General features: G+C 61.1%; 9 protein-coding genes. 5 read left to right on the top strand and 4 right to left on the bottom strand.

From position 1 onward, the window contains the following. Window positions 1–38: 38 nt before the first annotated feature. Window positions 39–320, bottom strand: a complete 282-nt coding sequence (locus tag VLU25_05990) for a hypothetical protein (protein ID HSR67474.1) — start codon at window positions 318–320, stop codon at window positions 39–41. Between the two features lie 634 nt (window positions 321–954). Here VLU25_05990 and VLU25_05985 point away from each other — a divergent pair. The 3 genes from VLU25_05985 to VLU25_05975 all read left to right on the top strand — a co-directional run bounded on the left by VLU25_05985 (window position 955) and on the right by VLU25_05975 (window position 6471). Beyond that, window positions 955–4329 (top strand): hypothetical protein, encoded by a 3375-nt coding sequence (locus VLU25_05985; protein ID HSR67473.1) that lies wholly within the window; start codon window positions 955–957, stop codon window positions 4327–4329. A gap of 63 nt (window positions 4330–4392) precedes the next feature. Next, entirely contained in the window at window positions 4393–5553 is a 1161-nt protein-coding gene (locus VLU25_05980) for an aromatic ring-hydroxylating dioxygenase subunit alpha (protein ID HSR67472.1), read from the top strand. Between the two features lie 69 nt (window positions 5554–5622). Next, the gene (locus VLU25_05975; protein HSR67471.1) at window positions 5623–6471 is read left to right on the top strand and encodes a class I SAM-dependent methyltransferase; all 849 of its coding nucleotides are present in this window, start codon (window positions 5623–5625) and stop codon (window positions 6469–6471) included. On the opposite strand, the gene VLU25_05970 is transcribed toward VLU25_05975, so the two are convergent. Beyond that, window positions 6422–7159: a sigma 54-interacting transcriptional regulator gene (locus VLU25_05970; GenBank protein ID HSR67470.1), complete on the bottom strand. Its 738-nt coding sequence runs from the start codon at window positions 7157–7159 to the stop codon at window positions 6422–6424. The genes VLU25_05975 and VLU25_05970 overlap by 50 nt on opposite strands. Before the next feature lie 555 nt (window positions 7160–7714). Here VLU25_05970 and VLU25_05965 point away from each other — a divergent pair. Next, complete coding sequence (locus VLU25_05965) at window positions 7715–10546, top strand: hypothetical protein (GenBank protein HSR67469.1); 2832 nt, start codon at window positions 7715–7717, stop codon at window positions 10544–10546. Between the two features lie 26 nt (window positions 10547–10572). Here VLU25_05965 and VLU25_05960 read toward each other — a convergent pair whose 3' ends face one another. Continuing rightward, a complete protein-coding gene (locus tag VLU25_05960) occupies window positions 10573–11850 on the bottom strand; it encodes an acetamidase/formamidase family protein (GenBank protein HSR67468.1) in 1278 nt (425 codons plus the stop codon). A gap of 153 nt (window positions 11851–12003) precedes the next feature. Here VLU25_05960 and VLU25_05955 point away from each other — a divergent pair, with 153 nt between their 5' ends. Continuing rightward, window positions 12004–12813, top strand: a complete 810-nt coding sequence (locus VLU25_05955; protein ID HSR67467.1) for a hypothetical protein — start codon at window positions 12004–12006, stop codon at window positions 12811–12813. Here VLU25_05955 and VLU25_05950 read toward each other — a convergent pair. Next, a complete protein-coding gene (locus VLU25_05950; GenBank protein HSR67466.1) occupies window positions 12803–13759 on the bottom strand; it encodes a hypothetical protein in 957 nt (318 codons plus the stop codon). The genes VLU25_05955 and VLU25_05950 overlap by 11 nt on opposite strands. Window positions 13760–13810: the final 51 nt, after the last annotated feature.

Below are 13810 nucleotides of genomic sequence, written 5' to 3'. Positions count from 1 at the left end.
TTTATTCCTTGACCGTCAGAATCGGCCGCTGAAAGCGATCAGAAGGGAATGGAGATGGAAATCACGATGGCGATGTCCTCGCTAAATTCGTCCTGCATCTCGAACTTAGCCGGAGCTTGGGCCTTCTGAACGAAGTGGCGCAAGTTCTCCTCCATCTCCTCAGTCAGTTGCATGCCCGAGTCGCGCAGCACTTTGACCGGATCCTTTCGGAAAGATTCGCGCAGAGCTTCGTCTTCGTAAAGCCGATCTTGAAGCGCTTGCAGATTCACCGGCATAGCTGCTGCGGGCACTGCGGGAGTCTGCTGAGAGTGGATAGCCATGTGAAACCTCCTTGATGGACGGCCATGAGGGCCTGATGTACGTATGGAGAGGGCGATTGCATAGGCCTGGCACGATGACTAAGGACCAGGAAATCAACAGGTCTATGGGAAATCTGTCCTCTAGCTTAAGGCGGACTATAAAGTGAAACAGTGCTAAAGTCTGTCGGAAACCCGACAAAAGATCCCAAGCTTAACCCCAGGATAAATAAAGTATTGGGAATATGTTTAGCTAAATACATATTCTAAAATATGAAAGAAGCTGAGTTTCTATGGAGACAATTTGTCTTTGATTCTTGGTGGGGACCAGCGGAATTGACTCAAGGATGGATGCTGCCGCTGCCGCGGTTCTCATTTGTCAACTCGCGAGGGAAGGCAATTAAAGTTGTAACTGTAGGGCGCTGTTTCTGCCGTCTCCCCTCTCCGCGTCGTCGACTCGCCCAGCACGAGTCGAGTCGGCACCCCTTCGCTACAAAGCGCACAGAGAAATTGTTCACTAGGAAAACGCTTGCAATCTAAGCGCCGCTGCTTTATCCTAGCCCGATAGTTTTTTGCACTGACATTCCATCTTCAGGGAAGGAGAAGGGCGATGTTGCACCTCCGGGGACGTACCCCAGCATTCTTCGCGATAGTAGTAATGGCATTAGCCGGCTGCTGGCTTTGCGCCGGCGATTCGGCGCTTCTGGTAGACGACCAATCCGACTTGGTTTGGTTCGGAGACGGACTTCATGCGGTTTCCAGCGGACTCAGCGCCTCGCCGGTGATGAACCGAAGTGAAGCCTTGCGTTTCGTGGCCGCACTCAATTCGGGACGCGTGGCCAATCTCGGTTACAGCGACTGGCGCCTGCCCAGCGAGCAGGAACTCCAATCGCTGCTCATCTTGACCGGGCGGCGCTCGCGGATTCCAGGGTTGAGGGAACTGCGACTTTTCATGAAAACCTCCCTGCCCCTGGGCGAGGGTGCGCGCAACGACGAGGTCTTTGTGTGGCCCGTCCGGGCTCAGGTCTTGCCCGAGGGCTTCTCAGATGTCGCGATCCTGGGCACCAACAGCGTGGCCATCGGGAGAGATGCCAGCGTGACGGGGAGCGTGGTGGCCAATGAAGCCTCGCCCGGACCCACGCTTGAGGACACTTGGGAAGCGTCTTTGGGCCGCTCCGCCACCATCGACGGCGACTTGAGCGGCGACTCTGTCGAAACCGAGCGCAATTCCACCGTAACGGGAACCGTCTTCTACAACGAACTGGATCCCAACGATGCCTCCTTGGGAGGACAGTCCACGCCGCTGGCTTTGCCGGTCTTCGATCCGCTTCCCGATTTCTTCGCGGCTCAAGTGCGGGTCGATGCGCCTGACGTCTTTGTGGCAGAAGGGCAAACTCTCACCTTGGCCGCCGGGGAATATGGCGATGTCACCATCGACGGCGTACTGGTCTTGTCGGGAGGCAATTACAATATCCGCTCCATTGCTCCAGGCACGGCGGGCGGCGGCCAATGTCCGTTTCCCTGCCGCAGCATCGAGGCCGAGGCGCCGGTCGACGTGCGCCTACTTGAGCGCTTCGATGTGGGCCTGAATGCTCGGGTCGGCCCAGCAGCGGGTTCCGGCATCAGCGCCCGCAACATCATCTTTTATGTGGGAGGTTCCAACGGAGGAACAGGCGGGCCCGACGACTTGCCCGCGGCGGCTACGGCGGGCAAAGGCAGTTCGGTGGAAGCCAACTTCTACGCCCCTGACGGCACCGTACTGATGGACAAGGATTCTCAATGGACCGGCGCATTCCTGGGCCGCGACGTTCGAGTGGACACGAATACCACGGTGATGTTGGACAGCTTTTTCGCCAACAAGCCGCCGGTCGCCTTTCCCACCACGGTCACCACGGCGGGAGCCGCGCCCATCACGATATTGCTGGAGGGATCCGATCCCGAAGGCGCCAGCCTCACGTTCTCCATCGAGACACCTCCCATGGAGGGCATGCTGGGAACCATCATGCCCATCGTGCCCGACCCCATCCCTGAAATCGATCCCGAGACGGGAATGCCCACCGGCGATTTCATCCAGCCTCCGACGACCAGCGCCACGGTGGTTTACACGCCCAATACCGGGGATGATGTCGAGGACAGCTTCGTCTTCGAGGTCACCGACCCTGAAGGCGCCTCTGGAACGGCGGTGGTGACCATTAATCCCTTCGAAGATCCCGGAGAGCCCCCGGCGCCTGTGGACCAGGTCATTGCGGTCGACGTCTCGGTGGAAACCGTGGCCGGCAGCGGCCTCACCATCGAACTGACCGCCGACGCCCCCGAAGGCGTGGCTCTCAGCTTCAGCGTCATCTCCCTGCCCATGGACGGCGCTCTTGCCGATTCGCTGGGAATGTCGATCGAGAGCGTGCCTTACGCGCTTCCCGACTCGCTGGTGGGCTACACTCCCGCCGGCGGATTCACCGGTACCGACGGCTTCATGTTCGAGGTTTGCGGAACGGTTGAGAGCGTCGAGCAGTGTTCTCAGGGCACGGTCAGCATTGCCGTATCTCCGCCCTTGCAATTGGCTGAAGACCAAGAACTCACCACACCTCTCAATCAGTCCGTGGAAGTGACCTTGAGGGGCAACCCCGGGGGCGTGGGAGAAGGCAGCCAGTCGGGCAGCCTCAGGCTGCGCCGCGGCATTCGCCTCAAGGCCACTACCCAGACCGGAGCTGACGTGGCCGGCAACGTGGGCGATGCCGACGGAGACGGATTCGGCGACGGACGCGACAATCTGCCCGGTTCGGCGCCCGTGCTGATCTCCGCCGCGGTCGACCGCAACTTCTCCTCCGCGACCTTCAGCGACGAGGCCTCCTTGCTGGGCGCCCTGGCCTCGGCAACCACTTACGACTTCGAGACCTCCTCGGGCTTCCCCTCCGCGGGTAACCTCATTGGGCTCTTCGACGGCATCGATTTCGATGCCCAGACTGCCAACTTTTCCGGTACGCTGCCATCCGGCACTCAGGCGATGACGGGGCAATCGGGGACCTTTTCTCAGGCGACGCTGACTTTCACGGGCCTGGAGCAGCAGCCCAGCGCTTTCGGTTTCTTCGGCCTCGACCTCACGGTAGGCGAAGTGATCAGAGTGACCGTCCATTTCGCGGACGGGACGACCCAGGTCATCGACGTTGACCTGGGCGGACAGCCGGCCTTTACTCCCATCTATTTCGGCTTCTCCGACTCGTCCAAGGTGATCGACCAGATCGATTTCTTCGGCACCGACGGAGGAGGCGGCCCTCGGGCCTGGCTGATCGACGACTTGACGGTGGGACGGGCCACCAACGTGGCCGGAATCGCCCGCATCCAAATGGAGTGGGACATCGCCAACGTGCCCCTCGAAATCGAGTCGGCCACGGTGATTCTGACCACCGAGAAAGGAACCGTCGATTCCCTCGACACCTTCTTCTTCGTGGGCACGGCTGAGCAGGACGGCCTGCTTCGGGTCTCCGACTTCGAAGCTCCCGCGAATCCCCTTTCAGGCGTGGTCATGCCGGTTCCCGCCGGCATTCCCGCGGGACAGGAAGGCACTTTTGCCTTCGACGTGACGGCCTCCCTGCAGGGGGCGGTGGCAGCCGGCCTGGATTTCTTCTCGGTGCAAGGACGCGTCAACGAGAGCCTGGCCGGCGGCGGTCCCGCCAGAGGCCTGCAGATTCATTCCTCGGCCAGCGGCAACCTCGCCCAGGGCAAGGAGCCCCAACTGCAAGTGGTGACGCCTGACGCCGGGGAACTGGGCCTGATCTACACCATCACGTCGCTGCCCACCCGAGGAACCTTGACCGACCCGGCCACCGGCCAGGCGGTTCAGGTGGGCGATACCTTCAACACCGTCACGACCCTGCTCTACACTCCCGAACTCAATTTCTCGGGCAACGACCAGTTCGAGTACACGGTGCAGGAGGGCACGGTCATCGATTCGGCGCTGGTGGCGATCGTGGTGCTGATCGACGATGGTTGCGCCGAGGTGGGACGTCCGCCGGGATGTTCGCCCAACGACCCCTAAGGCCAGAGGTTCGAGTGAACCGAGCCGGTTGACCGCCTGCGGGCGCGGCGACAAAATGGAGGAATGGGTAAGCAAAGCGGCTTCAAGCGGCGAGGCGTCGACTATCGGGTGCCCGACCAGATGGCGACGCTTCCCCGCCGCTACTTCCAGTCTCCTTCCGTTTTCCAGCAGGAGATGGAACGCATCTTCCGGCGGCGCTGGATCCTGGCTTGCCGCGACGAAGAAATCCCCGATCCCGGAGACTTCCTGACCCTGGAGGCGGCCGAGGAGAGCATCCTGCTGGTGCGCGATGAGGAGGGCCGGCTGAGGGCTCACTTCAACGTCTGCCGCCACCGCGGCACCCGCCTCTGCGGGCAAGAACGGGGACATTTCGCCAAGGGGCGGATCGAGTGCCCCTACCACGCCTGGAAGTACGGCCTGAGCGGACGCCTCAAGGCCGCTCCCCTCATGAAGGATGCGGTCGGCTTCCGCAAAGAGGACTACGGACTTTTTTCCGCCAGCTTGGCCTTGTGGGGCGGATTCGTTTTTCTCAATCTGAGCGATGAACCACGGCCTTTCGATGAAGAAATGAGCGCCCTCTGCGGTCGCTTTCAGTCCTGGAATCTTCCCCGCCTCAGAATCGCCCACAAGATCGCCTATGATCTCGAGTGCAACTGGAAGCTAATCCTCCAGAACTACCAGGAGTGCTACCACTGTCCCGGCGTGCATCCCAGGCTGGCCGGCCTCACCCCCTTCCGCAGCGCCGTCCACGACTGCATGCAAGGCCCGGTGGTGGGAGGCTACATGGAACTGTCGCGGGAGAGAGGCAGCCTGACCATGGACGGCGAGGCCGCGGGGCCGCCCCTGGCCGAGGTTTCGGGAGATGATCTGGGAAGGGTCTACTACTACTCCGTCTTTCCCAACTTTCTGCTTTCGCCTCATCCCGATTTCGTGCTCTGTCACCGGCTGCGTCCCCTCGACTTCAACCGTACGCTGGTGGACTGCTTCTTCCTGCTCGAACCCGGGTCCATCGCCGACAGCGGACGCATGCAGCGTTTCCGCTCTGCCATCGAATTCTGGGACCAGACCAACCGCCAGGACTGGGAGGTTTGCCAACAGATGCAGCAGGGACTGCGTTCGCGGCGCTTTGAGCGCGGGCGATACTCGCCCCAGGAGGACATCTGCTACGCTCTCGACCGAGAGGTGCTGCGCGCACTCGGGCATCCCCACCCCGACGAGGACTAACCGCCGGGCCCTTGCCGGCAGTGTTGCCAGGAGATCTCTCGGTTGCTATAGTCCCGCTGGCTGAAAGCCATGACTCTAGCTGCATTATTCCGCCTCCTCAAGCTCCTCTTGCGCCCCTCCTCGGTAAGTGAGTTGTATTCCAAGTCCGGGATGCCGTCCGGCCGCGGCTTTCTCAACTTCGGATGGTGGGAGGAGGGCTGCCTCTCACTCGAGGAGGCCTGCCAGGAACTGGTGCGGCGCGTGGGACAAGAGGCCCGCCTCTCGCCCCGGGACCGCGTGCTGGACGTGGGTTTCGGGCTGGGCGAACAGGACCTGCTATGGACCCGGGAGTTCGGAGTCGAGCATGTCCTCGGTCTCAATGTCTCTTTCCCGCAGGCCCGGGAGGCAAGACGGCGCAGCCTGAAGGCGGGATTTTCGCACATCCGCCACGTCATCGCCGATGCCGTCCGTCCTCCCTTGGGTAGCGGCCGCTTCGACAAGCTGTTGGCCCTGGAATGCGCCTTTCACTTTCGAACGCGGCGCGCCTTCCTGACGGAGGCCAGACGCTTGCTGGCTCCCGGCGGACGGCTGGTTCTGACCGACATCGTGCGGGGCGATCTGCGGGTGGGCGGTTTCAAAGGCCTCCGGCACCAAATCTTCGGACGCCTGCAGGAACGGCACTGGCACATCCCCCCGGTCAACGCCGTCGGTCTGGAAGCCTACCAGCGTCACCTGAGCCAAGCCGGTTTCCAGGAGATCCGCATCGAAGACATCACGGAATACGTCCTGCTGCCCTATGTCACGATTTGCTCTCCTGGCACCGACCCCAGCCAAAGCGCTTTCCTCGACGCGCTGGGCCTGCGTCTTCCTCCCGGCGCCCTGGCGGCCTTCATCCGCAGCGGATACTTTCGATATCTGATGGTTTCGGCCCGCCGCTGAAGGCATCCGGCGCCAGCTCAGCCGTCCATTTCGCTGAGCAGGTCCAAGTCCACCTTGGCTTTGACGGTGCGGCGGTCGAGATCGAGCCGGCGGCCGGCTTGCAGATAACTTCCAGTGTGACGGTAGGCCAGCGTGCAGTAGTAGCGCAGGAGTTCGTCGGCGCTGAGTTGGCACTGCTCGAAGCGTTGCGCGGCGATAAACGAGCCTTCTGCAGCGGGGTGTAGCGTCCCCGGATGAGGATGTTGCGCACGCATTGTCCCAACTCGCGGAAGTTGCCCTGCCAGGGATAGTCTTCTCCCAGTTCGCTGCGAATCCAGGCCGCGGCTCGGCGGGTCAGCGAAGAGGAGGCCTGGCCGGCTACCCTGCGGGCCACGTAGGCCGCCAGCTCGTCCAGAAGCTCCGGCTCTTCGCGCAACTGATCGGCCAGCGAAGGCATTGGAATCTGGTCGGAGCAGAGGCGAAAGTAGAGGTCCTCCCGAAAATCGCCCTTCTCGATGGCCGCCGGCAGGTGGCGATTGGTGGCAGCCAAAAGCTTGCCCTTGAACTGTCGGCTGCGGGTTTCGCCCACAGGCTGAAAGGTGCGGCTCTCGATCACCCTCAGCAACTTGACCTGAATGGCCGCCTCCAGATCGCCGATTTCGTCCAGAAAGACGCAACCCCGGGCCTTCCGGGAGCGCTTCGGAATCACTCCCCTGGAAGGCTATGGCTGTACCGAGTGCTCGCCCGTTGCAGCGGTCAGCGTGCGCGGATACCGTGGGCATGGATACTTCCAGGCGGGCAGCCGGCACTGTTTCGTGGGACGTCCCATTCCAGGTGTGGCGGTGCGCATCGTCCATAAGGGAGAATCCCTGGCCGTCCTGCACACCTGCTATGCCTCCGAGATTCCGGCTCTGCTGGACGAACTCAAGAAGCTCGGCCTCCCCAACCTTTTCATCCCCCGCCCCCGAATTCTTCCTCAAGGTCGAGGAGATCCCCCTCCTGGGCACCGGCAAGGTCGACCTCGAGAGCGCCAAACGCACCGCCGCCCAACACCTGAAAGGCTGATTTTCCTCTGGATGGAGAAGAGAGGCCTTCGCTCAGCGCCCGGCATAGTGGTGCCCTCAAAAGATTGCTTGTCGGCAGCATCCAGCCGAAATTCTCCCGCCTGTCCGTCCAAAAGGGAAACACGACCAAGTCGGCGGCGAGTGAAGACCAGCACCAGGTGAGGGCCGCTTTGTTCAAAGCCGGCGAAAGAGAGGATGTTATGTTAAAGAGGATTTCTCAGTTAGCCGTTGTCGCCTGCATCATGTTTCTGCATTCCGGAAAGGGATCGGGATTCAATGGCCCGATCCGGGTCGAACTCGGTCGGCCCAACATCTGGTCGTTGGAACAGGCGCACTATTTGCTTTCCCGTATGCACGCCGAGAATCTCGACCTTCAGTCGCAGTCCCCCAGCCCGCTTGATCCGAACGCCATCAACGGCACCAGGATTGACATCCTGCGGAACATTTTCACCCTGGGAGCCGGTTTCGACCAGATTGCGGCCGTTCAGAATCAAGCGGCAGCAACCGAATTGCGAAGCTTGGTGAACCGGCGCGAACGGTTGAGGGGCGATTTGGATGATCTTCGGGCAGAGTCCGCCGATTTGGCTGAGAAAATCAGTCGTGCTGAGGCTGACCTTGGGCCCGACGACGAAGAACCTAGCGAACTCAAGGATCTCAAGGCCCGCCAAGCCGGTGTCGACGCAGAGTTGACCAGCGTCGAGGAGGAGTTGAAGCAAGCCTTTGCGGCGCCTGCCTTCGAAGAGATCGACATGGGTCAGGCTTCAACCATGCCGGACTTCACCGGTCCTGGAACTTTGAAGGATGTCCTTGAAGGAACAGGATTCGGTGCCGTCGAGTCGAGCCTCCATGCCTCGACCCAGCTCGACAACCACATCCAGATGCAATACGAGGTCATCGCCAAGCAATTGACTCTGCTCAGAGACGAGGTAGGCCCCGATGAACAATTGGTTTTCCTGGAACTCCCGGTCTCATTCCACACCCAACCCAAACGAGCCAAGAACAGGCTCATTCGGGTGTCCTGGACGGTCTACGATGTTTGTGCTGCGGACAGGGAACTCTTGAATGCCATTCCCGGCCATGTTATGGAGCGTGAGCCGGTCGCGCAACAACAGATCTTGGCCGATTGCCTGGAAGCGAAGAGTTGGGAGCAGCTTCAGAAAGAGCGACAAGGATTGCGAGAGGAAATCGAGTTAAATGAAGTGAGCGCGGACTCACAGAAGGCCAGCAAGGATCTGTATCTTGAAAATGTCGAGAAGACTCTCTACAAGAGGAACGAGGCGCTGGCCGAGGCAGTGGAGCAGAAGAAATCTCGGTCGATAGAGTACGAACAGGCATTAAGAGCTGTTCTTGAGGAAGAAGACTTTAGGACCGGGCCCGAAGGCGCCTTCCGCAGGGAGGTCTTCCGCACCGTGGACATCATTCCCCGTACCTCGGCCCTTAACGTAACTCAGGCCTACAATCGCCAGAGAGGCTTCGGCCTGAGCGGGAAGTTCCTGGCCATTTTCGGCTTCGGCTTGGTCCCCAACTACCAGCGTGATCGCCAACTTTATGAGCAATTCGTCCATCAGCGTTCTTTCGCGACCGGCTTCGGCAAAGGCCGAAGCATCTTCGGATGGACCTTTGGCCCGGTCCCGGGCCAGAGGATTATCAGTCCGGGGGCGCGCACGACCTACGCTGTGGGGGTGGTGCCGAAGGACTCGGTAGCTCTTTATCTTGCGGCCGAAGCGTGCTTCTTCAAGCGCGATCGCATGCCCAACGACCCGTTTTTGGCCGAGTCGGGAGACAAGTGCCATCGCGAGTACTTTCAGATCCCCGTCCCTGCACAAATCCAATCCAACAGCTTCTACCTGCAGAGGGCCTACTACAATCCGGTGAGGGCCGGAGAGCGGGTCACTGTGGTGTTCAAGGGAACCAATTTTTCTCCTCAACTGGGCATTCTCGTCAACGGCGTTCCGCTGCGAAAGGCGGTTTCCATCGCTGACAAGCGGCTCGTGCCCAGAGTCGGCTCCAACTCTTCTTCTTCGGACAGAGGTCAAATGGGCGAGTTCGAATTGGTGAATTCCGAAACCTTGGTGGCTCAATTCCAAATGGGGGCCGATTATGCGGGGACTCCCATCATCGCCTTCGTTACACCTCAGAAATCTTGGACGATCAACTGGTTCAACATCCTGATCAATCAGCACGGCCGCACAACTCTCAGAGAAGTGAGTGTCAAGGAGCCCATGTTCCTGCCCGACTTGGACCTCAGCCGACTCTCTTTCGAGAGCTTGACGAAGGCGGCTATCTTCGGCAGTGGCTTCGGACAGAAAACTGCGGTCTACATTGACGGCATAGAGGCCAAGGTCTCTGATCAGAACACCCACCGGCTAGAGTTGGACTTGCAACAAGGGGTCTCCGCATCGGCCGGTTCTTTCCAAGTGAGGCTCGAGCAGCGCAACGGGCAAAACCAGGAGGTGGTCGAGAAAGACCTGCCAAACCTGTCGCTGCCGGTCATCAGCGGATACGAGATTCTGGCGTGGGATGAAGGCACCCGCATGTTGGAGGTCCGGCTGGAAGGCGAGAACTTCGCCAGCAAGATGGATGTTCAGGTCACAGATGGAAAACTTAAGTGCCACGCTGTCTTGTCAGACACGCAGCTTCGCCTCAGTTTTTCAACGTTGGCGGCCGACGCGGTTGACGTTTCCTTAAGCCATCAGGCAACGCCGGGATTCAAGGCTTACCGGACCATCGCCATCCCTCATCCGCCCACCATAACGGCCATCACCCCCGGCAAGGGGTCAAAGGACGATCTAGTCAATTTGGGCGGTGACCACTTCGGCAACGTGACTCAAGCGTTCTTCGGGGACAAGGAGGCGGCAATCCAAGCGGGCCACAGCGCCAAAGTCATGTGGGTGAAGGTTCCCGGAGGCGAAAAGGGCAGCAGGGTGCCCGTGCGTCTGCTGACCAGCATCATCCTCAAAGGACAAAGGGTTTCAAACGCCGACGATTTTGCCGGATCCAAAAGCAAGGCCTATTTCACCTACGAAAAATAATAAATGCGCGCCAGCCGGCGTCCCGGTCAGCGCCCGGTGAAGATGTCGACGGGCAACAGGGCGGTGACGCCGACATTGGGCGAGTCGACGAGCTGGGCGATGCGCAGGTCGACGGCCACCGAGCACACCAGGTAGGCTTGCTCGGGGGTCAGGTCGTAGGTAGTTGAAATGTGCTCGATCATCGCCAGCAGCGCGTTGCGGGCGGCCAGCGAGATGTCCTTGGAAAGGTTCTCCAGCCCCGCCACTTTGCCGGATTGCAGATACTGCATGTCGGGAGGCACCTGTCCCTTTTCCTTGAGGGGGAAGCCGGTGGTGGCGTAGAAGCGGCGGGAGGGGATGTGCAGGGCGGTAGCCGGTCCTTCGAAGTGGATTCCTCGCTCCAGGTTGGGACCATCGCGCACGATCTCGGTGGTGAGGGTGACGGCAGCGTCCATTTCGATGGCCGTTCCCGATACTTCTCCGTCGCCCTGGGCGAAGTGCAGATCGCCCACGGCCAGTCCGCAGCCGTCGATGTAGCAGGGAAGGTAGACGGTAACTCCCGGCCGCAGGTAGCGGATGTCGACGTTTCCCCCGTGTTCGCGGGGAGGAATGGTGCGCAGGCATTCACGAGGCGCCGATCCCTGCGGTCCGCAGACCTCCGCCGGCGTGGCATTAACGGGCTGGGGGAGGGAAACGACCCCGTGGGCGTCGGCCAGAGTCTGCTCGCGCGCCAACATTTCCTTGAGCTGGGCAGGGCCGGGCAGGGTGGTGACGACACCCGGAAAGCTGCCGTTGGGAATGCGCACTCCCGGCAAGTCCTCGGAGCGCGCCTCCTTGCGGTTGAGCTCCCAGAGAACGCGGTAGCCGGTCGGGAAGCGGTCGGCTACGAATCCGATAGAGTGGAGCACGGTATAGCCGTAGGGACCCGGTGCGATATCGAGCAGAGTCACGGCCAGCACGTTTCCCGCCTTGGCTCCTTCGATGTGCACAGGACCCGTCAACGGATGAACGGTGCTGCCCGGCGGTCCCTGGCGGCGGGGGTCGTCATAAGTACTGGCCGGATCGAGGTCGAAGTCGCTGGCGTTGCGGGTCTTGAGGACGACCATCTGCCCCGGCGAGACCCTTGCCGCCATGGGGATGTCGGGATGGAGCCGGTTGATGCAGTGGGGGTCCTCATTGCAGGTTCTCCCCTCGCCGCCCAGCCAGACGGCCTCATCCTCCTGCCCGCAGAGCCGGGACCCGGACGAGAAAATAAGGAGAAGCATGAGCGTTGCCGAAAAGAGGCCGCTCAGATGGTTCTTGATGACCTGTGAACTCACTCTCATGGCACCCGACTCTATGACTTGGAGGGAAATCTTGCAACGCCGCAGGCGGCGGCCGCGCGGGTTGTCGACAGCCGAGATGATAAAATGAGCCTTTGAGCGGCAGGCGCCGTCGAAAGAGAGGATGCACCGACTCAACCAGGGAAGAGAACAGCTTTGAAGAGCCAACTCACCAGCAGGCGACTAACACCTCTCAAGGCCAGCGGATTGCGCTGCGGCCGTTGGGCCCTGGCACTGTTGCTTTTGTCGGCTCAACCCTTGTGGGGCCGGCAGCAGCCTCCCCTGACTCCCGCCTCCTGTGCAGCCCCGGCCTCAGCCGAGGAACCCGACAGCGGCCAGGACGTAGAGCAGACCAAGTACTTGGCAGCCCGGGAGATCACGGACTTGAGGGAGTTCTTCCTGGCTCAGTACTATGATGTTTCCCGTATTGAGCTCCGCCAGATTCTCTATGACAAACGCCATCCCCGTCGCCCGTCCCGCATGCGTCCCGATGCCTTCGTCGATCGCTTCATCGACCGGCGAATCGACCATTACGTTGAAGACCTGATCAAGAAGATGGACGAGGCCAAAGCCGCTCTCCAGGCCGCCACCGACTATTCCCGCACGGTGCGTGACAATCCTGCCAGGCTGAGGGAAGTGCGAAAGCCCTGGCGCGAGGCCTTCGACACCTTGGCCGGCCGCAGCGACGACCTGCATGATCGCCTGGCCATGGTTTTCCTGCCTCTCGACGGCGGAATCGATTTCGATCCCGAAACCGGCCGCCAAGATCTCGATCGGGGCTACGCCGAGCAGATTCAGGTCATCGAGGCCAACCTGACTGCCGGATGCAAACGCATCCATGACCTGCTGGTCGAACCCACCCACGTCGTCGAAGTGACCGATTTGGCCAACAACGAAAGCATCCTCACCTACCTTCAGCGCGCCAAGCGCATGTCCGAGCATCTGCGCGAAGAGCTCAAGCGTTAGACAGAGATCGCCAGGCCCCAGGAATCACGGCGGGAGTCTCCGCCTCGACCTGGAAAAAATCGGCCAAGCGAAGGAAAGCGTCGTCGGAGCGCTGGAAGTACTCGAGCAGGTAGCGTTTGACGGATTCGTCCTCGACCTGGAGCAGAGCTTCCCGCAGCATATCCGCCGGCACTGAAGCCTGAAAAGGCCGGCCATTGCGGCTGGCGAAGGGCCGCCCGGTCAGGTTGTGGTAAAGCGATCCCAAGAGAAGGTTGTCGTAGGCGCCGATGGCGAAGTAGGGCTTGTTGGAGATGAGACGGCGGAACTTCTCGTCGCCGATGCGGTGGCCGAAAAGCGATCTGGAGGCGCGGATCACGGTGGTGCCGTGAAAGTCGGCTGTGCGGTGTGCGGCCTCAGCCGGATCGACGTCCACGATCGCCTGTCCCAGGGCCCTGAGACGGCTGGCCGCCACATCTCCCGGCTGGTGGTTGACGGCGTCAGGCCATTCCTCGAGCCCCTCGTAGCTGGCCGCGAATACCGGCGGGTCCAGTTGCCGGTAGCTTTGGGTCCGGCAGAGGAGGGCATACACGCCCGGATTGGGAGTGCGGCGCAGAAAGGAGACGGCTGCCACCTTGGGGTCTTGGAAGGCGGACAGGAAAGCGGCGGCCCAGGGTCCGTCCAGCATGAAGACGTCGGCATCGAGCAGGAACAGGAACTCGCCCGGCCGCGCCAGCACGTCTTCGTAAAACTCGATGAAGTCCCGTCTGCCCGGCCCTGGCGCCAACAGGATCACGCCGGGAAATCCGCTCGACCTGAAGTCGTCGAAATGATGGTCGCAGAAGATGACCACCTCGACCGCGAATCCGGCCTTGCTCAGAGCCGGCAACAAGCTCTTGCGCACCGCCAGATGCCAAAGCAGGGCCAGGTCGGGATAGCGGTGGGGACTGGCCAAGACGAGCCTTGCCATGAGCCGGAAGCTAACATAGCCGGAACATCTCCGCAACGCCGTTTCCTCAGG

The organism is Acidobacteriota bacterium (assembly GCA_035471785.1).
Lineage (GTDB): Bacteria > Acidobacteriota > UBA6911 > RPQK01 > DATIPO01 > JANQFM01.
The sequence above is the reverse complement of the archived record's forward strand: the minus strand, read 5'-3'. Positions and strand labels throughout refer to the sequence as shown.